Annotated in this window: 21 protein-coding genes; 20 read left to right on the top strand and 1 reads right to left on the bottom strand. The window is 28.7% G+C overall.

From position 1 onward, the window contains the following. Positions 1–7 precede the first annotated feature (7 nt). The 4 genes from JW646_RS03520 to JW646_RS03505 all read left to right on the top strand — a co-directional run bounded on the left by JW646_RS03520 (position 8) and on the right by JW646_RS03505 (position 4,166). A complete protein-coding gene (locus tag JW646_RS03520; protein ID WP_018589248.1) occupies positions 8–361 on the top strand; it encodes a response regulator in 354 nt (117 codons plus the stop codon). Positions 362–676: 315 nt separating this feature from the next. Then, complete coding sequence (locus tag JW646_RS03515; protein WP_074918536.1) at positions 677–1,891, top strand: carboxylate--amine ligase; 1,215 nt, start codon at positions 677–679, stop codon at positions 1,889–1,891. 12 nt (positions 1,892–1,903) lie between these two features. Next, a complete protein-coding gene (gene cuyB, locus JW646_RS03510) occupies positions 1,904–2,605 on the top strand; it encodes a cysteate racemase (RefSeq protein ID WP_148557945.1) in 702 nt (233 codons plus the stop codon). A gap of 46 nt (positions 2,606–2,651) precedes the next feature. Further along, the gene (locus JW646_RS03505) at positions 2,652–4,166 is read left to right on the top strand and encodes a UDP-N-acetylmuramoyl-L-alanyl-D-glutamate--2,6-diaminopimelate ligase (protein WP_206924652.1); all 1,515 of its coding nucleotides are present in this window, start codon (positions 2,652–2,654) and stop codon (positions 4,164–4,166) included. Positions 4,167–4,370: 204 nt separating this feature from the next. Here JW646_RS03505 and JW646_RS03500 read toward each other — a convergent pair whose 3' ends face one another. Further along, positions 4,371–4,772 (bottom strand): hypothetical protein, encoded by a 402-nt coding sequence (locus tag JW646_RS03500; RefSeq protein ID WP_083399349.1) that lies wholly within the window; start codon positions 4,770–4,772, stop codon positions 4,371–4,373. A gap of 105 nt (positions 4,773–4,877) precedes the next feature. On the opposite strand from JW646_RS03500, the gene JW646_RS03495 reads away from it, so the two are divergent. The 16 genes from JW646_RS03495 to JW646_RS03420 all read left to right on the top strand — a co-directional run bounded on the left by JW646_RS03495 (position 4,878) and on the right by JW646_RS03420 (position 24,065). Continuing rightward, positions 4,878–7,622 carry a molybdopterin-dependent aldehyde oxidoreductase gene (locus JW646_RS03495; RefSeq protein WP_228416633.1) on the top strand — a complete coding sequence of 915 codons (2,745 nt, stop codon included), beginning with the start codon at positions 4,878–4,880 and terminating at the stop codon, positions 7,620–7,622. Between the two features lie 179 nt (positions 7,623–7,801). After that, positions 7,802–10,027, top strand: a complete 2,226-nt coding sequence (locus JW646_RS03490; RefSeq protein ID WP_228416632.1) for a pyridine nucleotide-disulfide oxidoreductase/dicluster-binding protein — start codon at positions 7,802–7,804, stop codon at positions 10,025–10,027. Continuing rightward, positions 10,028–10,249, top strand: a complete 222-nt coding sequence (locus JW646_RS03485) for a DVU_1557 family redox protein (RefSeq protein WP_074918528.1) — start codon at positions 10,028–10,030, stop codon at positions 10,247–10,249. Continuing rightward, positions 10,246–10,878 carry a DVU_1556 family methyltransferase gene (trsM, locus tag JW646_RS03480; protein WP_074918526.1) on the top strand — a complete coding sequence of 211 codons (633 nt, stop codon included), beginning with the start codon at positions 10,246–10,248 and terminating at the stop codon, positions 10,876–10,878. The genes JW646_RS03485 and trsM overlap by 4 nt, the downstream gene beginning before the upstream one ends. 4 nt (positions 10,879–10,882) lie before the next feature. After that, positions 10,883–11,311: a DVU_1555 family C-GCAxxG-C-C protein gene (locus JW646_RS03475; protein WP_148557941.1), complete on the top strand. Its 429-nt coding sequence runs from the start codon at positions 10,883–10,885 to the stop codon at positions 11,309–11,311. A gap of 21 nt (positions 11,312–11,332) precedes the next feature. After that, positions 11,333–12,370 carry an XdhC family aldehyde oxidoreductase maturation factor gene (locus tag JW646_RS03470; RefSeq protein WP_228416631.1) on the top strand — a complete coding sequence of 346 codons (1,038 nt, stop codon included), beginning with the start codon at positions 11,333–11,335 and terminating at the stop codon, positions 12,368–12,370. Beyond that, positions 12,367–13,512 carry a DVU_1551 family NTP transferase gene (locus JW646_RS03465; protein WP_228416630.1) on the top strand — a complete coding sequence of 382 codons (1,146 nt, stop codon included), beginning with the start codon at positions 12,367–12,369 and terminating at the stop codon, positions 13,510–13,512. The genes JW646_RS03470 and JW646_RS03465 overlap by 4 nt, the downstream gene beginning before the upstream one ends. Further along, positions 13,496–14,614, top strand: a complete 1,119-nt coding sequence (locus tag JW646_RS03460) for an aminotransferase class V-fold PLP-dependent enzyme (protein WP_228416629.1) — start codon at positions 13,496–13,498, stop codon at positions 14,612–14,614. Before JW646_RS03465 ends, JW646_RS03460 begins: the two co-directional genes overlap by 17 nt. Further along, positions 14,607–14,891 (top strand): hypothetical protein, encoded by a 285-nt coding sequence (locus tag JW646_RS03455; RefSeq protein WP_148557937.1) that lies wholly within the window; start codon positions 14,607–14,609, stop codon positions 14,889–14,891. Before JW646_RS03460 ends, JW646_RS03455 begins: the two co-directional genes overlap by 8 nt. 26 nt (positions 14,892–14,917) lie before the next feature. Then, a complete protein-coding gene (trsS, locus tag JW646_RS03450; RefSeq protein ID WP_228416628.1) occupies positions 14,918–16,243 on the top strand; it encodes a radical SAM (seleno)protein TrsS in 1,326 nt (441 codons plus the stop codon). Between the two features lie 3 nt (positions 16,244–16,246). After that, complete coding sequence (locus JW646_RS03445) at positions 16,247–17,566, top strand: DVU_1553 family AMP-dependent CoA ligase (protein ID WP_228416627.1); 1,320 nt, start codon at positions 16,247–16,249, stop codon at positions 17,564–17,566. Positions 17,567–17,579: 13 nt separating this feature from the next. Beyond that, complete coding sequence (locus tag JW646_RS03440; RefSeq protein WP_228416626.1) at positions 17,580–18,158, top strand: histidine phosphatase family protein; 579 nt, start codon at positions 17,580–17,582, stop codon at positions 18,156–18,158. A gap of 306 nt (positions 18,159–18,464) precedes the next feature. Further along, a complete protein-coding gene (locus JW646_RS03435; RefSeq protein WP_228416625.1) occupies positions 18,465–20,447 on the top strand; it encodes a sensor histidine kinase in 1,983 nt (660 codons plus the stop codon). Between the two features lie 531 nt (positions 20,448–20,978). Then, positions 20,979–21,914 (top strand): iron-hydroxamate ABC transporter substrate-binding protein, encoded by a 936-nt coding sequence (locus tag JW646_RS03430; protein ID WP_074918506.1) that lies wholly within the window; start codon positions 20,979–20,981, stop codon positions 21,912–21,914. Between the two features lie 126 nt (positions 21,915–22,040). Continuing rightward, positions 22,041–23,051 (top strand): FecCD family ABC transporter permease, encoded by a 1,011-nt coding sequence (locus tag JW646_RS03425; RefSeq protein ID WP_148557933.1) that lies wholly within the window; start codon positions 22,041–22,043, stop codon positions 23,049–23,051. Between the two features lie 6 nt (positions 23,052–23,057). After that, positions 23,058–24,065, top strand: coding sequence for a FecCD family ABC transporter permease (locus JW646_RS03420; RefSeq protein ID WP_228416623.1), 1,008 nt, complete (start codon positions 23,058–23,060; stop codon positions 24,063–24,065). Positions 24,066–24,075 lie beyond the last annotated feature (10 nt).

The raw sequence follows: 24,075 nt of genomic DNA, 5'->3' as shown, positions 1-24,075 counted from the left end.
GAAAGTTATGAAAAGAGTATTAATAGTTGATGATGCAGCCTTTATGCGTATGACAATAAAAAATATGCTTTCAAACTATGAGTATGAAATAGTAGGAGAAGCAGAAAATGGTTTAGAAGCTGTTGAAAAATACAAAGAATTAAGCCCAGATATAGTTACAATGGATATAACTATGCCTGAACTTGATGGAATACAAGCTTTGAGAATGATAAAGAAATTAAACCCAGGAGCATCAGTTGTTATGGTATCAGCTCTAGGACAAGAAGCAAAAATGAAAGAGGCTATTATATATGGAGCTAAAGGATTTATAGTAAAACCTTTTAAAGAAGAAATACTTTTAGGTGCACTATCAAAGTTATAAAAAATGAAAATAATGTAAAATTTATACTATAGGTTGATTTATGTAAATAAGTTGATCTATAGTATTTTTAAAATTTAAATAAAAAAATTTTGATGAATCTTATATAAGGATATAAATACTAATTATAGATAAATAAGGAAAGAATAATATTAAAATTTATAAATTTTAATATTATTCTAATATAAAGTGTTGTATTATTATACATATTGAAATTTCAACATTTAGCCAGATTAGCAAAACCGTCGTTTTTTTGACAGATTGTGAGAAATAAAGTATAATAACCAATGTATTTAAAAAGAATAAGAGGTGGATAAAGTGGAGAAGTTTAAAATTCAACCGGTATTGGTTGGTGGAGATATAAACTGCTATTCTGTAGCTAGAGCTTATCACGAAGCTTATGGAGTAAAGTCGATAGCTTTTGGGAAAATGTTACTTGGAGCAACAAAAGACAGTAACATAATAGATTTTAGAGTAGACCCTAATATGGGTAATAAAGAAGAGTTTATAAAAGTTTTATTAAAAACTGCAGATGAACTTGCTGAGCCAAACAAAAAACTTATAATTCATGGATGTACTGATGAGTACGCAGAATTAATAATAGATTATAGAGATGTATTATCAGAAAAGTATATAGTACCTTATATAGGTGCGAAACTTAAAGACAAGCTAATAGAAAAAGAATTATTTTATAATATGTGTGAAGAATATGGATTAGATTATCCAAAAACATATATATACAATAAGGGTGACGAAATAGGTGACTTTGGATTTAATTATCCAGTTATATTAAAAGCATCAGATAGTATATCATTCTTCCAAAATGCTTTTGAAGGAATGAACAAAGCTTATCTTATACAAGATGAAGAAGAATTTAAAAGAGAAATAGCAAAAATATATTCTCATGGTTATGAAAAATCTATGATAGTTCAAGACTTCATACCTGGAGATGACTCTCACATGAGAGTTTTAACTTGCTACTCAGATAAAAATGGAAAAGTTAAAATGCAATGTTTAGGACATGTTTTATTAGAAGAACATACTCCAAAAGGAATTGGAAATCATGCGGCTATAATAACTGAGTACGATGAAGCAGTTATGACTAAATTTAAAAACTTCTTAGAAAGTATAAATTACACAGGATATTCAAACTTTGATATAAAATACGATGCTAGGGACAATAAATACAAAGTATTTGAAATAAACTTAAGACAAGGTAGAAGTAATTATTATGTAACATCTTCAGGAAATAACATAGCTAAGTTTGTTGTAGAAGATAGAGTTAACAACAAAGAGCTAGACTTAAAAATACAAAAAGAACCTTTCTTCTGGAGATGTATACCAAAAGAAGTAGTATATAAATATGTAAAAAGTCAAGAATTAGTAAATAAATGTAAAGAATTAGATGCTGCAGGAAAATCTGCTACATCATTTGGATACGAAGCGGACTTAAAAGGAAACTTCAAAAGGAGATGGTACATCTTCTTATACTATGTAAATCAATTTAGAAAGTTCAAAAAATACTGCAAGTAGATTGGTGATAATATGAATAATATAACTGTAGGTGTTTTAGGTGGCTTAGGGCCTATGGCCTCTGTGTATTTCTATGAAATGGTAGTGAATATGACAGAAGCGAAGACTGACCAAGAACATGTTGATATGATAATAACAAATAGAGCAACAACACCAGATAGAACAGCTTTTATCGTAGGAAACTCTGATGAAGATCCATCAAAGATATTAATAGATGATGCAAAAAAATTAGAAAAATATGGTGTAGACTTTATTGTGATAACATGTAATACGGCACATTATTTCTATGAAAAAATAGTTAATGCAGTTAATATACCTTTAGTAAATATTGTAGAGGAAACTATTAAACATGCCAAAGAGAGTAATCATAAAAAACTAGGCATTCTTGCTACTACTGGAAACATTAAAACTTGTTTATATCAAAACATGTGTAAAAAGTATGATATAGAATATTTAGTATTAGATGAAAATAAGCAGTCTAAAGTAATGGAAATAATTTACGATGATATAAAAAGTGGAAAACCAGCTGATATGCATAAGTTCAATTCTATTGTAGATTACTTAAAGGAAAATAACTGTGATGGAGTTATTCTTGGATGCACAGAGCTATCTATATTAAAAAATGATAATAAATTAGACGGAGATTTTTATATAGATTCTCTGGAAGTCCTTGCTAGAGAAACTATATTAAGAAGCGGAAGAAAACTAAAATAGAGTAGTGAACCTACTCTATTTTTTAAAATCAGAAAGGAAGTATATTATGAAGTTATTTAAACTAATGGAAGATGTAAGTTTTACATCCAACTTACCTTTAGAAAAAATTGATGAAATTGAAATAAGAGATATAGCATATGATTCTAGAAGCTGTAAAGAAGAATTTATGTTTGTTGCTCTTGTGGGAGAAACTGTAGATGGTCATAAATTTTTAAAAAATGCTTATGACAATGGGGCTAGAGTATTTTTACTACAAAAGGGAATGGAATCTAGCCAATATGTTACAGAGCTTCCAAATGATACAGTAAAATTATTTGTGGAAGATACAAGAATAAGTTTATCAAGGGTTTCTCATAACTTTTTTGAAAAACCATCTAGTTCTTTAAAAATAATTGGTGTAACAGGAACTAAGGGAAAAACCACTATAACTAATTATATTGCAACTGTTTTAAATGAATCAGGAGTTAATACGGGTGTAATAGGAACAAATGGAACTTTTTTCAATGGAACTTATGAAGTTACAGCAAATACAACTCCAGAAAGCTATGAGTTACATAGAATATTTAGGAAAATGCTTGATAATGGAGTAACATGTGTATCTATGGAAGTTTCATCTGGAGGAATAATGCAAAATAGGGTGGAGGATGTAGATTTTGATGTTGCCATATTCTCTAATTTATCTCCAGATCACATAGGACCAAAGGAACATCCAACATTTGATCATTATTTACAATGTAAAGCAAGATTATTTAAGATGGCTAAACATGGTATTATTAATATAGATGATGATTATGCAAATGATATAATAAATGCAGCAACTTGTGATGTGGAGACTTTTGGAATAGAAAATGATGCTAATTTAACTGCTAACAATATAAGATATTCAAAAGAAATAGACTCGCTAGGAGTAAGTTTTGACTGTAATACAAAAGAAGAAACATTCCCATGTTTTATATGTTCCCCAGGAACTTTTAGTATTTACAATGCATTAGCAGTCATAGCTGTTTGTAAATATTTAGATGTGAAAAGAGAGATTATGATAGATGCCTTAAAAAATGCTAAGGTAAGTGGTAGAGTAGAAGTTTTACCAATACTTCCTTATGCTACAGTAATAGTTGACTATGCTCACAATGGTGTTAGTTTAGAAAATATATTACAAACACTTAAGAACTATGATCATGATAGATTAATATGCTTATTTGGTTCAGTAGGTGGAAGAACTGCAATAAGAAGAAAAGAATTAGGTGACGTTGCTGCCCGTGAGTGTGATTTAGCAATACTTACAGCAGATAATCCGGATTTTGAAGATCCGATGAATGTTATAAATGATATAGCACAGTCTTTTGAAGGTTCTTCTTGTGAAGTAATAAAAATAGCAGATAGAGAAGAAGCTATAAAATATACTATTAGAAATGCTAAAGAAGGAGATATGATAGTATTTGCAGGGAAAGGTCATGAAAAATACCAATTAATAAATGGAGAAAAATTACCTTTTGATGAAATAGCTATTGCAAAAGATGAAGCAAAAAAAGTAATAGAAGAAAAAGAATTATTAGCTTAATTAATAATTTATAATATGAAAATATTAAAGGCATTACATTTATTATGTAATGCCTTTTTTAAATGAAAATATATTAAAAATTATCAAATTTGTGAATGATTTTTATTAATTGTTATTTATATAATAAAATAGGCACAAATATACTATAGTGAAATTGATTTTTGAAAATTCTTATGATATTATTAAATTAATTAGAAAACAAAATTAGTCATGGCATCTTGATTTATTCAATCCTTGACCAGTTACATCAATTATTTTATTTATTGCAGTGTCAGATAAAAATACAATTTCTGATGGTTCGCCTTTCAAATTTTCACCCATCAACTTTAAACCATTAGAGTTTTCTATGTAAGAAACATCTAGATTTCTCCTGAAAATTCTATTAGTAGTCTTATCCTTAACTTCTACAGTAATTTCATCGCAGCTAATAAAATCTATAGGAGCATTGTTTGGAGTTAAATTATCGTTGAAGTAGTCTAGAATATAACTTATAGTATAATCTCTCAAAACAATTAATTCTTCATTAGTCCTAGCGTTAGATGTAGAAACAAACTTATCAAATATTTCTTTAAAAACTTCTTCATTTAAAACATTATCTTTAATCATAGTAACCTCCAAAATAAGCATTAATTTTGCTAATTAATAAATTTACATAAATTATAGTCCAAGTTTATTAATTTAGAAATAAAAATTTAAAAGGGGGAAATAAATTTGCTACTAAAAAAGGTCCTTTATATTAATGGGGTAAAAAGAACACTACTTGTTGATCCAGAAAGCAGTTTAGCTAATGTACTTCGTGAACAACTATTGCTTACAGGGTGTAAGATAGGTTGTGGTCAAGGTCACTGTGGTACATGTACTATTATTTTAAATAATAAGGCTGTTCGTTCTTGTATAATTAAAATGAAAAAAATTGAGGATGAATCAGTTATACAAACTATTGAAGGATTATCAGAAGGTGAAGAGTTACATCCGCTACAAGTTGCATGGATGGGACACGGATGTGCACAATGTGGTTTCTGTAGCCCAGGATTTATTATGTCAGCGAAGGTTTTATTACAAGAAAACCCTTCTCCAACAAGAGAAGAAGTAAGGGCATGGTTCCAAAAACATAAAAACTTATGCCGTTGTACAGGATATAAACCTTTAGTAGATGCTGTTATGGATGCAGCGGCAGTACTTAGAGGTGAAAAAAAAGTAGAAGATTTAGTTTTTGAACCTGTAGGAAATGAAATATTAGGCACTAAGTATATTAGACCTTCTGCAAAAGCTAAAGTAACTGGTACTTGGGATTTCGGTGCGGATATGAACTTACAAATGCCAGATGGAACTTTAAGATTAGCTTTAGTTCAAGCTGAGGTTTCTCATGCAAATATTAAGGGAATAGACATTTCTGAAGCAGAAAAAATGCCAGGTGTTTATAAAGTAATAACTGCTAAAGATGTTAAAGGTAACAATAAAATAAACGGATTAGTCTTCTTCCCAAGTGCTAATAAGGGAGATGGATGGGATAGACCAATTCTTTGTGATGAAAAAGTATTCCAATATGGTGATGCTATAGCATTAGTAGCTGCTGATACTGAAGAACAAGCTAAAGCTGCTGCTAAAAAAGTAAAAGTAGATTTAGAAGTACTTCCAGCTTATATGAGTGCTCCAGAAGCTATGGCAGAAGATGCTATAGAAATACATCCAGGAACTCCTAATGTTTACTTTAAAACTGATTGTAAAAAAGGTGAAGAAACAGCTCTATTAATGGAAAAACTTCCTAATGTAGTTGAAGTTGAATCTTACTGTAGCCGTCAACCACATTTACCTCTTGAACCAGACTGTGGTCAAGCGTACCAAGATGAAGATGGTAACTTAATTATAAATTCTAAGAGTATAGGAATTCACTTACATCATGCAATGATTTGCACTGGTATAGGTGTTGATCCAGAGAAATGCTTCTTAGTACAAAATCCAACTGGAGGAACTTTTGGATATAAATTCTCTCCAACTATGGAGTCTATGTTAGGTGTTGCATGTTTAGCTACAGGAAGACCAGTAACATTAAATTATACTCAATATCAAAATATAACTTACACTGGAAAGAGATCGCCAGCATTTATGAAGATAAAACTTGGTGCAGATGAAAAAGGTAAAATACTTGCTCTTGAAGGTGAAAACTATATAGATCATGGTCCATATTCAGAATTTGGGGACTTATTAACTATGCGTCTTACTCAATTTGTAGGTGCAGGTTATGGAATACCAAATATAAGAAACACTTCTTATACTGTATGTACTAACCATGCTTGGGGTAGTGCGTTTAGAGGTTACGGTGCTCCACAAAGTTTTATGGGAACTGATACTGCTATAGATGTATTAGCAGCCCAAATGGGAATGGATCCATTTGAATTAAGATATATAAATGCTTATAGACCAGGAGATACAACTCCTACAGGTCAAAATCCTGAAGTTTACTCAATTGTTCCTATGATGGATAAATTAAGACCATTATATGAAGAAGCTAAAGTAAGAGTTAAAGAAAATTCTACTGACAAAGTTAAACGTGGTGTAGGTATATCAATTGGTGTTTATGGATGTGGACTTGATGGAGCGGATTCATCTGAAGCTTATGCTGAAATAACTCCAAAAGGTATAACTATGTACAACTCTTGGGAAGATCATGGTCAAGGTGCTGATATAGGAACATTAACTATGGCTCATGCAACTCTAAAAAAAGCTGGATATAAACCAGAAGATATTAAATTAGTAATGTGTGATATGCGTCAAACTCCAAACAGTGGTCCTGCAGGAGGAAGTAGATCTAATGTTGTTACAGGTAATGCTACTAGAATAGCAGCAGAAAACTTGTTAAAAGCATTAGATAAAGGCGACGGAACTTATCGTTCTTACGATGAGATGGTAGCTGAAGGTTTACCAACTAAATATGTAGGTAAATGGGTTGCTTCTATGTGTTCTGATTGTCAAATAGAAAATGGTCAAGGAGCACCATTTAGTAACTATATGTACGTTGTTAATATGCCAGAAGTTGCTGTTGATATGGAAACAGGCAAAACAAAAGTTGAAAAATTCACTTGTATGGTTGACTGTGGTAAGATAATTAACAAACTTGTTGTTGATGGTCAAGTTTACGGAGCATTAGCACAAGGTATAGGTCTTGCATTAACTGAAGACTTTGAAGATTTACAAAAGCATACTACACTAGTTAAATGTGGTATACCACAAATACAGGATGTGCCAGATGATTTAGAAATATACTATGAAGAAGCTGAAAGACCAGATGGACCTTATGGAGCTTCTGGAGTAGGTGAAGGACCATTAGCTGCACCTCACCCTGCTATACTAAATGCTATATTTAATGCTACTGGAGCTAGAGTAACTAAAGTACCTGCAACTCCAGAAGTAGTTAAAGCTGCATTAGATGAGTTAGCAAGTGGAGCAAATGCTTAAATAAGAAGTAAATATAAGAGAGTGATTTTATGATTGTTGCTCTTGTTTAGTCAAATAAAAGGGCTTAACCTTAAGTATATTTTACAAGAGTTTAAGCCTTTTTTTCATATAAGGAATCTCAAGGAAAATAAATTTTTTTAAAACAAATAATAGATATGTTTTTTTAAGGAGAATAGACTATGGATAATCTTAGTCAAGATAAATTAAAAGAGTTAGAAAGTAAATGTATTCAAGAAGAAGATCCTTGGTGCAATGCAATGTGCCCAATTCATATAGATGTAAGACAGCTATGTAAACTAGTTGCCCAAGGGAATTTTACTGAAGGTAGAAAAATTTATGAAAAAAAAGTTGTTTTTCCAAACATAATAAGCAGAATTTGTGAAGAAAAATGTAAAAGTCAATGTAAAAGAAAAGAATTAGGAAATTCCATAAATGTTAGACAGCTTGAATTAGCTTGTATGAATTATGGAAAAGAAGTAAAGGCCAGGGTTTTATTAAAACCTAAAAAGAAAGAGAAAGTAATAATATTTGGTACTAGCTTAAGTGGATTAAGCTGTGCAATAGAATTAAGAAATAAGGGTTATTTTGTTGACTTATATGAAAGTGAAGAAATTTTAGGAAAAAATATATATGAAAATTATAAAGAGGCATTAGAAGAAATTACTATAAAAACTGATTTACAAAAAGTTGAAGATTCGGGAACTAAGATTTATATTAATTCCTACTTTGAAAAAGAAAAATTAAATGAATATAAAGAAAAATATGATGCATTAGTATTTGATGGAAATATTTATAAAGAATACTTATCTTACAATATGATAACTTTACAACATGAAAATGATAAAGTTTTTTACAGCCCAATGAATGTTTCAGCGGTGGAGTGTATAAGTTTAGGTAAAAGGCTTTCAACATCTATAGATAGATATTTTCAACATAGTAGCATGACTCAAGGAAGAGAAAAAGAAGGAGTTTTTCAAACAAAACTATATACAAATTTAGAAGATATAGATATTGAATATGAAACAATTCCTAGAAACAAAAAGTTTTATTCAGAGGATGAAGCCTTAAAAGAAGGACAAAGATGTATTGACTGTAACTGCCTTGAATGTGTAAAAGGCTGTGAATTTTTAAAACACTATAATTCTTATCCTAAAAAAATGGCAAGAGAAGTTTATAATAACTTATCCATTGCTTTAGGTAACAGAACTTCAAATAAAATGATAAATTCATGTAGCCTTTGTGGACAATGTAAAGCTATTTGTCCAGGAGGATTAGATTTAGGAGAAGTTTGTGAATATGCAAGAAAACAAATGGTAAAAACAAATAAAATGCCACCATCAGCTTTTGAGTTTGCTATTGAAGATATGGAATTTAGCAATAGCAAAGAGTTTTTTACCGTTATAGAGAAAGATAATCTAAATTACGTGTTTTTTCCTGGGTGTCAATTATGTGCATCTGAACCTGACTTAGTAAAAGTAATTTATAATGATTTGAATGATAAATTAAAAAATGAAGTTGGATTAATTCTAGGTTGCTGTGGAGTAATAGGAAAATGGTCTGGAGAGGAAGAAAGGTTTTATGAAGAAATAAAATTAATAAAAAATACATTGGAGAAAATTAATAATCCTATTCTTATTACAGCTTGCCCTACATGTTACAAAATTTTCAGTTCTCATCTAGAAAGTGTAAAAGTTAAAATGATTTATGATTATATTGACGATAAACAACTAAAATTTATTGGAAATAATAATGATATATCCATAGATGATCCATGCACTGTTAGATACGATGACAAATTACAAAGTCAAGTGAGAGAAATAGCAAAAAAACTTGGATTTAATCTAAAAGAGTTGGATTATGGCAGAGAAATAACCACTTGTTGTGGATATGGTGGACTTACTTGTTTTTCTAACAAGGAATTAAAGGAAAATATAGTTTTATCAAGAATTAAAGAAAATAAACTAAATTATTTAACTTATTGTATAAATTGTAGAGATAGTTTTTTAAGCCAAAATAAAGAAGCAAAACATATTTTACAATTTATATATAATTTTGATGGTAAAAACAAAAAACCTAATATTTCTGAAAGAAGATACAACAGAGTCCAATTAAAATTAGATTTAACACAGGAAAAAGATAAGACTAATAATTACAAAATCGATTTAATTATGAGTGATGATTTGAAAGAAACACTAGAAGATAGAATGATTTTATATAAAGATATTGAAGACACAATCAAAAATGCTCAAGAAACTAATGAAAAATTTATAAACAAATCAAACAATCATAATTTGGCTTATTATAGAATAAAAAACGTTACATTTTGGGTTGAGTATACTATTAAAGGAGGAAAATATTTAGTTTATAACGCATATAGTCATAGAATGAAGATAGAGGTGAATTAAATGAAAGAAAGTTATGATGATTTTTATGATTACTCAAGTGAGTCCATGATTTGTGCCAAATGTAATGTGCCCCTTGAAAGGGGAAAAGTAACTCTAGAATATTTAGGCAGTAGTTTTCCTGTTGAGCTACCTAAATGCCCTAAATGCAATAATGTATTTATAGACGAAAGTCTAGTATATTCAAAAATGCTAAGAGTTGAAAAGGCTTTAGAAGATAAATGATAAATAAAAGAGATATATTTAGCTTAGGCGGCCTAAATCTTGTAAATGAAATGATAGAAATGTACAAGACAAATGAGGACGTTAAAGTATTAGATGTAGGTTGCGGAAGTGGGTATTCTGTAAACTATTTATCTGAGAAGGGATTTGATGCAACAGGAATCGATTTCTCTGAAGAAATGATTAATTTAGGCAAGGAAAGATATAAAGATATTAATATAAAAGTAATGGATGCAAATAATTTTGACTTCACAGAAGATTATTTTGATTTAATTTTATTTGAATGTAGTTTGTCAGTTATGAAAAATCCTGAACAAATATTAGAAAGTTGCAAAAAACTATTGAAAAAAAATGGAATAATTTTGCTAAGTGACTTTTTCTTTAAACAAACAAACATATATGATGACACATATACTCTTAATTATTGGAATAAGTTATTTGCAGATTTAAATTTTCAAACTATCAGATTTCAAGATAAATCTCAAGAATGGAAGAACTATCTAGGAATGGTGCTTTGGGAATATGGAGAGTTATCAGGATTACTTAGAGGGAATCAAAATAACAAGATAAATAATGATATTTTTAAAAAAGAAACGGGGTATTTTTTAGTAATACTTAAAAAAAGGGATTGATACTATGGATGAATTATATTTGGAAATGCTGGAATTATCCTCTAAGGGGTATTATTGCAGTCAGATCCTAATGAAGATTATTTTAGACTTAGAAGGAAAAGAAAATCCTGATTTAATTAGGGCCATGGGAGGATTAATAGGGGGCTTGGGTTTTAATCAAAAAATATGTGGAGCTCTTACAGGAGGAGTTTGCGTCTTAGGCTATTTTACATCAAAGGGTGAAGATGAAGAAATAGAAGATGAGAATCTAAGTATTATGACAAATGAATTGATAGAGTGGTTTGAAAATGAGGGTAGTGACAACAAGGGTATAAACTGTGGGGAAATATTAGATGGGAATTTTGATAATAAGTCGAAAACTTGTCCCAATTTAGTGTTGAGTACATTTGAAAAAGTAGTTGAGATACTTAATAAATATGGTTATGAGTTGTAATTAATAAAGGGAGAATAGTTGATGAACATATATGAAGAAGGCTTAAGCCTTTTAAGAAATAAGAAGAATTTTGTTTTAGCTAGTATAGTAAAAAGTACTGGTTCTACACCTAGGTCAAAGGGAACTCAAATGATAATAAGAGAAGATGGTTCCATATTCTCCACAGTAGGAGGTGGAAAAATGGAAGCCTCTTGTATTGAAAAAGGTGTTAATTCAATTAAAAATAAGGAATCTTATATTTATGAGTTTAATTTAGATAATAAAGATGCTAACAAATCAGAAATGGTTTGTGGAGGAAATGGGGAAATTCTTATAAATTATATGGACTGTAACGACAATAATAACTTATTAATTATGGAAAAAGCAACTGAAGCTATAAAAAATCACAAAAAAGGATGGATAGTTACAGTTTTAAGAAAAAATGAAAAAGAAATGCTATTTGTTGATGATAAAAATAATCTGATTGGTCAATATTCAGGAAGTGAATTAATGAGAAATAAATTAGAAAATGGAATTGAAAGATTAAGTATTCACTCAGATGCTATAGATGATGAAAAATTTATTGTACAAAAAGTTCATACCATGGGAAAAGCTTATATATTTGGAGCTGGTCATGTATCTAAAGAAACAGCAGCAATTTTAGATATAATAGAGTTTGAAACTATAGTTTTAGACGATAGATGTGAATTTGCAAATAAAGAAAGATTCCCAAACTCAGAGACTATTGTATTAGATAGTTTAGAAGAAATAGGTGATGTAGGTATAGATGATGATAGTTATATTTTAATAATTACACGAGGACACTTATACGATTATAACGTGCTCAAGTGGGCATTGAGAACAGATGCATATTATATCGGAATGATAGGTAGTAAATCTAAGATTAATATGACTTATGAAAAACTTAAGAAGGATGGTTTCACAGAAGAAGATTTTAAAAGAGTTCATGCTCCAATAGGAATAACCCTAGATGCAAAAACCCCAGGAGAAATAGCAGTAAGCATAGCAGGTGAGCTTATAAATGAAAGGGGAGCAAAAGAAAGAAGATTGGAAAAATGAAGATAAGTGGGTTAATTGTTGCTGCAGGTCTATCTTCTAGAATGAAAGATTTTAAACCGTTAATGGAAGTAGATAATAAGCCACTTATTGTAAACACAATTAATAGCTTAAAACAAAGCGGCGTAGAAGATATAAATATAGTTGTAGGTTATAGGGGCGAAGATATAGAAAATTGTGTAAAAAATCAAAATGTAAATATAATTTACAACAATAAATATGAAAGTACTTTTATGTATGATTCATTTAAACTTGGGCTAAATAAAATAAAAAATAATTGCGATGCAATTATATTTTTACCTGGAGATATAGGTTTTGTATCTAAATATACAATAGACTTATTGATTGAAGAAATAAGTAAAAAAGAAAGTAGTATTGTTTATCCTGTATATAGAAATACCATAGGACATCCACCCATAATAAGTTGGAAATGTTTTGATTATTTGTTAAGCTACAATGGAAAAAATGGATTAAAAGGTGGACTAGACTATTTTGAAAGAGAATCTAAAGAAGTAGATACTCCAGATAAATTTATTTTATGTGATATGGATTATAAAGAAGATTTTTATAAGGTGAAAAAGGATTTTGAAAATAGGCAATATTTATCTTGTGAAGATTGTATTTATCTATTAGCTCATTTCAATGTACCAAAGTCTATAGTTAATCATTGTATAAAGGTGAAACAAATATGTGAAGATTTAAGTCACTTAATCAACAAAGATAAAGAAATTATCAATATAAATTTAATTAATTCAGCCGCTATTTTACATGATATAAAAAGACAAGAAAAAAATCATGAAGAGGTAGGGGCTGAGTTATTACATAGTTTAGGATATGAAAAAATTGCTAGTATTGTAAAAACCCATATGAAACTTGAAGAAGAAATAGAAGATTTAATTAATGAAAATACTATTTTGTATTATAGTGATAAATTAGTAGTAGAAGATGAATTTTCTGATTTAGAAAAAAGATTTAAAATGAAATTAAATAAATATAAAAATGATAAAGAAATTAAAAAAAATATAATTAGAAAATATCAAACAACCCTTAAGATAAAATCCAATATTATTTCAATAATTGGTAAAAATGAGTATGAAAAATTGGAGAATAAATGGAGGGGGAACAAGAATGATTTATTTAAATAATGGAGCTACATCTTGGCCAAAGCCCAAGTGCGTTTTTGATGCTATGCAAAAGGCCTTAAATGAATTACCATGTAGCGCTCACAGAAGTGGATTTGATGAAGAAGAGAATTGTAACTGTAGACAGCTATTATCAAGACTACTTCAAGTGGACAACCCTAATCATATTGTCTATGGCAGTAATGCTACATTTGGACTTAATTTAGCCATACAAGGATTTGAGTTCAATGAAGGAGATAAAGTTTTAACTACAGCAGCAGAGCATAATTCAGTACTAAGACCACTGTACTATCTTCAAAAGAAGAAAGTTATTGAATATGAAATAATTGATGTAAATGAAGAAGGAAGAATAGATCTTGACTTGTGGGAAAAAACAATTAAAGAAATACGTCCTAGAATGGTTATATTTACACATGCATCCAATGTAACGGGAGCAATTAACGATGCAGAAAAATTAGCTGCTATTGCGAAAAAATATAATTGCGTAGTACTTCTAGATGCTTCTCAAAGTTTAGGGTTAATAGATGTATTGCCACAAAAGTGGGATATAGACATGGTAGTGTTTACAGGCCATAAATACTTGCTTGGTCCTCAAGGAACAGGTGGGCTTTATGTATCACCTAAAATTAAATTAAATCCTGTGTTACAAGGTGGAACGGGGATATATAGTGATGAAGATACAATGCCAGAAGAAATGCCTTTGAAATTAGAAGCGGGAACACCAAATGATATTTCATTTAAAGGGTTAGAAGAGGCTTTAAGATGGAGTTTTAAAAATCCTTTAAATAAAGGTAGTATAGATTATTTAGTTAATAAAATAAAAACAGAATTGAAAAAAATGAATGTTAATGTAATAGACGTAAGTGGAGAAATTACTCCTGTAATATCATTTACTATGGAAGAATACAGCGTAAACGAAGTAGGAGAAATACTTCAAATGAGCTTTGACATTATATGTAGAAGTGGACTTCATTGTGCGCCTTTGATCCACAAATGTTTAAATACATCACCAAGTGGAACAGTTAGAATTAGTTTATCCAGATTTACTACAGAAGAGGAGGTAGATTATTTTATTAATTCCATAAAGGATATAATATATGGATAAGTTTAAAGTAAACAAAATTGATAATTGTTTTAAGAACAGTCAAACCTATGAGTATAAATTAAATGTGGAAATAAATATAGAATTTCTTGAAAAGCTACAAAAACTAGGCAAACTAGAAATAAAAAATTTTAGACGACCAATTTTTATGATTGATTGTAAAAATGAAGATAAAATTAAAGGAGTTATTAATTCTAAGATCATAAGAGTGAGTTTTCCAGATTATGTATATGAAGAAAGAAAAGAAGCTTTTGAGAAATTTTTAAATGAAATTTTATAGGCATAACATATTACTGGGGGTAAACTATGGGAAGAATATTAGGTCAAGTTGAGAGTTTATGTCCTTATTGTTTTAAAAAAATAGTAGGGCAAAAAGTAGAATATGAAGATAAAGTATATTTGGAAAAATCTTGTGAAGAACATGGATTTTTTAAAACACTAATCTGGGAAGGAAAGGATTACGAAACTTGGAGTGATGTGGAAAAATTTAAAACTCCTGATGTAGTAAGTAGTAAAGTAAATAAGGGGTGTCCATATGATTGTGGCATTTGTGGTGAACATAGACAAGAAACTTGTTGTGTACTAATGGAAATAACAAATAGATGTAATTTAAAATGTCCTATTTGCTTTGCTTCATCAAATGAAAATACAAAGGAAGATATAAGCATAGAAAGAATTAGTGAATACTATGATTATTTGATGGAGTGTGGAGGTCCTTATAATATTCAGCTATCAGGAGGAGAACCAACTCTTAGAGATGATCTAGATGAGATAATTAAAATTGGAAGAGAAAAAGGTTTTACATTTTTTCAATTAAATACGAATGGTATTAGAATTGGAGAAGATGAAAATTATATAAAAGCTTTGAGTGGTGCAGGATTAAATACAGTATTTTTACAATTTGATGGTCTTAGTGATGAAGTATATTCTAAACTTAGAGGTAAAAAATTACTTAGAATAAAACTAAAGGCCATAGAAAATTGTAAAAAAGCAGGAGTAGGAGTAGTTCTTGTTCCTACCATAATGCAAGATGTAAATGTTAATCAAATAGGGAAAATTATTAATTTTGCAATAGATAATATGCCTGCCATAAGGGGAGTACATTTTCAACCAGTAAGCTTCTTTGGAAGATATGAAAATAGAGATGAAAGCTATAGAATAACAATTCCAAAAATGTTAAGAGAAATAGAAAAACAAATGAAAGGTAAGATGAAAATAGAAAACTTTATGGGTGGTGGAGCAGAAAATTCATACTGTTCTTTTCATGGAAATTTCCTAGTAAATGAGGATAAAAGTTTAAAGCCTTTAGGTAGTAAAAGCAATTGTTGTTGCAAACCAACTTCTTCAAAACAATCTAGAGAATTTGTGGCAAAACAATGGTCAGCTGTGAAAAATTCCTCAAATAAAAAAGATGCTAAAAATAATTTTACAAAATCTTTAGATGATTTTCTAGATAGATTTGATAATTATACTTTGGCCATATCTGCCATGCTATTCCAAGATGTATGGAATGTGGATTTAGATAGGCTAAAACAATGTTATATACATGTAGTAAGTGAAGATATGAAACTTATACCTTTTTGTGCATACAACTTAACAAATATAGATAATAAAAGTTTGTATAGGAGATAATGTATGAGATTAGATAATTGGATATGTGAAAAAATTAAAGTAAAGAACAATTTAAGTAGAGAAGAACTAGAAAAATATCAATTAAATGCATTAAATAATTTAATTAAATATGTAAAAGAAAACTCACCTTTTTATAAAGAATTATATAAAAATTTAGATGAAATAAATTCTTTAGATGAGTTACACAAAATACCAATTATTAATAAAGATGATATTATTGAAAATGGAAATAAAATGGTTTGTGTTCATCAAAGTGATATAAGTCGAATAGTTTCACTAGATACATCTGGAACAATGGGTAAATGCAAAAGAATTTATTTTACTGAAGAAGATCAAAAACTTACAATTGATTTTTTTATACAAGGACTTAGTTTTCTTGTTAAAAAAAATGATGTAATGATGATTATGCTTCCTTTTGAAAGAGAAAATAGTGTGGGGGATCTAATAAAACAATCTTTAGAAATTATGAAGGTTAAACCTGTTATGAATGGGACTTTATCTTCTTTTAAAAAAACTACAGATATCATAATAAATAATAAAGTAAACTCTATTGTAGGTATGCCAACTGAAATTTTAGCTTTAGGAAGATATATAAAAAAAGAAAATTTGCCTATAAAAATCAAGAGTATTTTATTAAGTGGGGATATGGTAAATAATACATTGATTGAAAAAATAAAGAATGTATATAATTGTGAAGTCTTTAATCATTTTGGAATGACAGAAACTGGCCTTGGATGTGCAGTCGACTGTAATTATCATGAGGGAATGCATATTAGAGAAAATGATTTGATAGTAGAAATTGTAAATCCTGTGACAAAAGAAAAAGTAGAAGACGGAGTAAGTGGGGAAATATTAATTACTACTTTAACAAGAGAAGCAATGCCTCTTATAAGGTATGCAACAGGAGACATATCATCTTTTGCAGTAGGAAGTTGTAACTGTTCTAGTGTTTTAAAAAGACTAGACCAATTAAGATATAGAATGGATGATAGGGCTCATATAGGTAAAAATTTGTATATAAATATTAATTCTATAGATAGTAATTTATTTAATTTTAATAACCTTACAAATTATAAAGTAGATGTGGAAAATATAGATAATTACTATGAGTTAAAATTACAACTTGTTTTTTTTGAAGAGGAAAAAATAATTTTATCTAATGACAATAAAAAATTAAAAATAAAGATTAAAGATTTGTTGTTAAAAAACCCAAGGATTAAGAAGTCTTATGAAATGGGAATGTTAAAAATACATATAAATCTAATGTACACAGATGAATATATTAATTTATATAGTGGAAAGAGAAAAATTAACTCTATTTAAAAAAGGATGAAATATGAATATTTATTTAGTAAGGCATGGAGAGCTATACTGGGAAGATAATATAAAAAAGTGCATAGGAATCACAGATATTAATTTAAGTGAAAAAGGTATTAAAAGAGCTGAATTAGTAGGTTTATATTTAAAGGATAAAAATATTAGCAAAATATATACAAGTAACTTAAATAGATGTAAAAAATCTGCAGAGATTATATCGTCTATTTTAAATGTTCCTTATCATGTAGACAATCAACTTGTGGAAATAAATATGGGGATATGGGAAAATAAATCCTTTGATTATATTAAAGTGAAATATGAAAAACAGTATGAAAATAGAGGGAAAAAACTATCAACTTTTAGAATTAAAGATGGGGAAACATTTGAAGAATGTTATGAAAGATCAAATAGTGAATTTAGAAAATTATGTGAAGAAAATTATGATACTAATATTGCTATATTATGCCACAGTGGTGTTATAAAATCCATAATCTGTTCCATTGAAAAGATACCTCTAGATAAAATATTAAGTATTAAATTAGGATATGGACATATTATACATATTAATTACAACAAAAAACAGTATAAAATAGTATAAAAAACCATGAAATATAGATATAAATCTATATTTCATGGTTTTTTACTTCTAATAATCATAAAAATTTGTCTATGGAAAAATGTAAAATGCAAAGTTTTACATAGACTTGATAATAAAGATGAAGCATACTTTTATTATTTGCATAATGAATTTGAAAATAATAAAGAATCTTAGCTAAACAATAGCTAGGATTTTTAAATTCTCATAAATGCTATATTTATTAATGAAAATTTGTTACTATATATTTGTGTAATATTATCAAAAATAGCAAAATAAAAGAGAGATATATATAGGGGGATTAAATTTATGATTAACAATATCATAAGTGATAGGAGCTTAATAGAAAAAGAAAAGAAACTATTTGAAAAGATAATATTTTTTGTATTATTAGTTTGTTGTATTTATGTTTTTAATATATTTTCTAAAATAGGGGAAGAAAAATCTTACTTAGAATCGACTTTATTTTTTATAAGAAGTTTTAGTTCTATACTATCGGTATTGGCTTTTGGGAGTTGTTTAATTTCTTATAATAGATTAAAAAAAGATAGCATTTTTGTTATATCTTTAATGTATCTAGGATTATCTGTAGGAATAGTATCTGGACAAATAGATTTTCTTAGTTTTTATTATGAAGAGTATAACTTGTTTAATTATATCACTGTATCTACTTCTATTCTTAGGATTATTTTGCTATTAATAGCTATAATGCCTAAAAGTAAAATTAAAACATTAATTGTTAATAATAAAAAAATATCAATTATATTTGTAGTGTTATATACGATACTATTTAATTTGGTAGAAAAAAATCTTTACTTTCTTCATTATTTTTATAGTACGGATTTTTTTATAATATATAATTATTTTCTAACATCAGTATACTTTATTTGTGCAATAAGACTACTTGCTATAGGTATTAAAGACAAAGAATATATATTTGTAGTATTAGCTTCTAGTATTTTTATGCTAGCTATAAAAGCAATTTATGCAGTATATGCAGTAGATACAACATCATTTTATGTGAAGTTAACATCGGTGTCTATTACGTACATAATATTTTTGATTATTATTGCTGGGTCTTTTATTGAATTATATTTGTACATAAATAGAACAAAAATACTTAATGAAAATTTAAGTCTTTTTTACAATTTAACTGATAATCATAAACATAGTTTTATGTTTATTTGTAGAGAAGATGGAGAAATAATATATGGTAATAAGAAGTTTAAGGACTATTACAAAATTAATTCTCCTGAAGATGTAAAAAGAGTTAAGCTGTCATTTTCAGTATTAGCTAATAAATTAGAGAATAAGGATGAAATTATAAAAAGCTTAAATACTAAAGGGGTATGGAGAGGAATAATTAAAAATCCAGATGAAAGTAGATCAGTTGATTGTTCATTACAAGTTATTGAAACCTTAGATGCAAAAAAAGAGTTTGCCATAACTTATATGGATGTATCAAAATTAATACGTAAAGAATTAGAGTTAGAAAAATTAAAGGTATACAACAAAGAGAAGACTGAATTTATGTCTAATATATCTCATGAGCTTAGGACTCCAATAAATATTTTTTATTCAACAATTCAACTTCTTGATATTTCACTAGTAAAATCAGATAAAGATTTTAAGCAGATGTATAGAAGATATAGAAAAACATTACATGTAAATTGCAAGAGGATGTTAAGGTTAATTAATAATGTGGTTGATATTTCTAAAATAGAAACAGGAATATTAAAAGGAAAATTTGACTATTATAATTTAATTGCCATAGTTGAGGATGTAACTTTATCTGTTGTAAATTATGCTCAATTAAAATTCATTAATATACAATTTGACACAAACGAAGAAGAATTTATAGCAAAATGTGATCCATCTATGATAGAGAGAGCCTTGTTAAATTTACTTTCAAATGCTATAAAATTCACTCCTGAAAATAAAAATATTTATGTTAATATATATGTTAATGATGACTTTGCAGAAATTAATATAAAAGATGAAGGTATTGGGATATCAAAGAGTGATAAGACTGCCATATTTGAAAGGTTTGTTCAGGCAGACAAATCATTGACCAGAGAAAATGAAGGTAGTGGGATAGGATTAAGCATAGTAAAATCCATAATTGATCTTCATGATGGCTATATTAGTGTTGAAAGTAAAGTTGGCGAAGGTAGTACTTTCAAAATAATACTTCCCAATAGATGTGATGAGTGTATTGATTATAAAATTTATGATATAAGTAATTACAATACAGAATTGGAATTATCTGATATATATGAAATATTAGTATAAAAATCCCCTATTTGGGGATTTTTTTATTGTCACAAACTTAAGTATTATTATAATAGTCAACCAATTTATTCAAATGACTAAACTTATTTAAATTCAGGAATATTAGGTGGATGTGTAGAGATTGGGCAAAGTTATGCAAAAGGAGCAGTAGATTTAATAATAAAAACTTTTAATAACTTAGATTTGTCAACATATTATGCAGAGGTAGAACTATTAGCTAAGATATATGTTGTATTTATGAATATGATATAAAAATTACTGATTTTGACTACGAAATGGACATAATAAATAAAAATTTCTACCAATTGTTATTACCCGAAAAGATTAAAGTTATTATTTAAGAAAAGAAAAGAGAAGAAGCGACTAATTGAATGAGATTATTATAACTATATTTTTGATTTCCAAAAATATAGTTATAATTTTCTTGACCGAAAAAAAAATGGATGATATAATTGAAATACAAAAATGATAATGATTATTATTTATAATGAATAATGATAATTAATGCTATAACAACAAGGAGATATAAACGTGAAAAAAATAAAAGTATTAGCAGTGCTAGCATTAGCACTTACAACATTCGGATTAATAGGTTGTTCTTCAAATGAAGCAGAAAAAAAAGAGGAAGATACAAGGGTAGTTGAGACAGTAAAGGGAGAAGTAAAAATACCAGCTAAACCCCAAAAAATAGTAGATATATCAGGAAGTAGTGAAGAATTATTATTATTAGGGCAAAATGTAGTAGGTACAGCAAACGTAGATTCTTATGATACAAAAAAAGTACCTTCATATATGAAAGATTCATTAGGTGATGCAAAAGTAGTGGGACATTCAATGATGGAAACAGCTGATATAGAAGCAATACTTGCTTTAGAGCCAGATTTAATTATAATGGCACCAAGACAAGAAGAAATATATGATCAATTAAAAGAAATAGCACCTACAGTTATGCTAGAAGATAAATCAAATGATTGGGAAGCAAAATTAAAAGATGTGGCTAATTTATTTGGACAAGAAGACAAAGTAAAGTCTTGGCTAGATGCTTATTATAAAAAAGCTGAAAAATTAGGTAAAGAGATAAAATCAGCTAATGGTGAAGATACTACTTATTTAACAGTTTTAGCAAGTTCAGGTTCGTTTATGGTATTTAGTGAAGGTGGAATAGGAACAGTGTTAAAAGAAGATATGAAGTTACCTCAACCAACCAATATGCCTAAGCAAGATAGTATAACTCTACCAACTGTTACAATGGAAGGATTATCAGAAATAGACGCTGATCACATAATAGTAATAGCAACGCAGTCAGATAAATCAGACCTAAAAGATAGTTCAGTTTGGTCAGAAATAAGAGCTGTAAAAGAAGGGAATGTAACTATATTAGATGCAAGTCCATATTTCTCTCAAGCTTACAATCCAATAGGAAGAGAATTAATCTTAGAGTCTGTTAAAGACGCTGTTATAAAATAATAAATCAAGTTGGTGGGGAGAAGATCTGATTTCCTCACCTTCTTTAATTTTATTCAATAATTATGACAAATTGAATGTATATCACTAGATGAAAAAGCTAAGAAAACCTTATAAGGAGGAGAGTAAGTGGGTAAGAATAAGAAGAAAAAAATAGCATTAATAATGATGACACTTGGAATTATAGTACTTATTGGTGGGATAGTAGTGTCAATATCACTGGGTGCAAAAAATATAGATATAGGAACAATAATAAGTAGTATTTTTTCTGATAAAAATGATATAAATACAAAAATAATTAGAGATGTTAGAATACCAAGGGCTATAGCAGCCGCGCTAGTTGGTGGTTTTTTAGCGGTGTCTGGAGCTATTATGCAAGGTATCACAAGAAATCCTATAGCTGAACCGTCTGTTATGGGAATTACTCAAGGAGCGACTTTTATGATAGCTGTAGGTTTAGTTTTACAAAGAATTTATCCTAACTTAGTTCTAAATAGTTTTATTAAAATGATATTTGCATTTTTAGGAGCTAGTATAAGTGGATTATTAGTTTATTTTATAAGTTCTAGAAGTATTAGAAAAGTTGACCCTGTAAAACTGGCGTTAGCGGGTACTGCAATGGGAACTTTGTTAATTTCACTGGCAATGGGAATTTCCATGTACTTTAACTTATCGCAGGAATTAAGTTTTTGGATAGCTGGCGGACTTACATCAGCTAAGTGGCAAGGCGTAAAATTACTTTTAATAGTTGGAGGAATTGGATTTATTGCAGCTGTGATAATGGCACCTAAGGTTACAATTTTAAGTTTAGGCGAAGAAGTTGCCATAGGATTAGGGCAAAAGACTAACTTAGTAAGATTTATATCTTTAATAATTGTGATAGGACTTACAGGAGCATCAGTTTCGGTAGCTGGAAATATTGTATTTGTAGGACTTATAGTGCCTCAAATAATAAGAGGAATTATAGGAGCAGATTACAAATATATAATTCCATTTTCAATGTTGTTTGGGTCAATTTTATTAGTATATAGTGATATATCAGCAAGAATGATTAACCCTCCATATGAAACACCAATTGGATCTTTAACAGCACTTCTTGGAGTTCCAATATTTATTTACCTTGTGAGAAAGGAGAGTTAAAAGTTGATGAAAAAGAACAAGAAATATTTATTAATCACAGGAATATTATTAGTTTTCATACTAATTACATTTTTAGTTAGCTTAAATATGGGATCTTTATCAATAGGACCATTTGAGGTAGTAAAAACTTTTTTAGGGCAAGGATCTAAGGCCCATGAGATTGCTATTTTTAAATTGAGGTTGCCTAGAATTGTAATTGCCATATTAGTAGGAATTGCTTTAGCTACTGCAGGTACAATTTTACAAGGTGTTACCAAGAATGATTTAGCAGATTCAGGAATACTTGGTATAAATTCAGGGTCAGCCTTATTTGTAGTAATGTATATTTATTTTATGAATGGAAACGTATATGAGGGTGTAAGTAACTTAACCATATTCACTATGCCAATAGTAGCTTTAAGCGGAGCACTATTCGCTGCTTTTTTAATTTATATATTAGCATGGAATAAGGGAATAAGCTCTTCAAGATTATTATTAATAGGTATAGGAGTAAATATAGCATTCACTTCATTACTTACAATTTTCCAACTTAAATTTACTACAAAAGAATTCAATAGAGTAATGGCTTGGACTTCGGGAAGTATTTGGGGTTCTAACTGGAAATATGTAATGGCAATTTTACCGTTTATATTAATAATAATGGCACTTACACTTTATAAAGCTAGATATTTAGACGCACTAAATCTAGGAGATGAAGTTGCAAAGGGGTTAGGAATAGAAGTGGAAAAAGAAAAAAGAAAATTAATAATTTATGCTGTTGTATTATCAGGTGTGTCAACATCTGTAGCAGGAAGTATAGGATTTTTAGGACTTGTTGCTCCACATATAGCCAGGAAGTTGGTAGGCCCGAAGCATAGTAAGTTAATTCCAATCTCCGCACTTATAGGTACGTTGATTTTATTAGTTGGAGATACCATATCAAGAAATATAATAGCACCTATGGAAATTCCGGTGGGAATAGTTGTAGCAATAATAGGTGTACCATACTTTATTTATTTAATGTTAGCAGAGTAGAAAGAGGTAA

The organism is Terrisporobacter hibernicus (assembly GCF_020809405.1).
In the GTDB taxonomy this organism is placed as follows: domain Bacteria; phylum Bacillota; class Clostridia; order Peptostreptococcales; family Peptostreptococcaceae; genus Terrisporobacter; species Terrisporobacter petrolearius.
The sequence above is the reverse complement of the archived record's forward strand: the minus strand, read 5'-3'. Positions and strand labels throughout refer to the sequence as shown.